Origin of the sequence: Pseudoalteromonas sp. S4492, assembly GCF_005886115.1 — a bacterium.
GTDB lineage: Bacteria > Pseudomonadota > Gammaproteobacteria > Enterobacterales > Alteromonadaceae > Pseudoalteromonas > Pseudoalteromonas gelatinilytica.
The window spans coordinates 1-252 of sequence record NZ_PNCP01000165.1 but is presented as its reverse complement, the minus strand read 5'-3'; the positions used below and the strand labels follow the sequence as shown (position 1 = coordinate 252).

The 252-nt window shown below is 44.4% G+C and carries 1 pseudogene; it reads right to left on the bottom strand.

What is annotated here, in order from left to right:
* Positions 1-252: pseudogene (gene tnpA / locus CWC28_RS21265) on the bottom strand (IS200/IS605 family transposase); the annotation flags it as partial.

Below are 252 nucleotides of genomic sequence, written 5' to 3'. Positions count from 1 at the left end.
AACCGTCTGGACGATACTGATTTCAAGTTATTCACCATGACACTGATCGCCAGCTTTGGGGGTAAGCAATGAGTAGATGCACATGATCCTGTTCACCGTCCACTTCAAGCAAATCGCACTCCAGTTTTTCGCAGGAGCTTTCAAATGCTTCCTTCAATTGCTGGATCATGTGCCCATCAAACAACTTTTTTCTGTACTTCGTGGTGAATACCAGATGAACCACTAATTTCGTAACACTATGCCGTCTGCGAA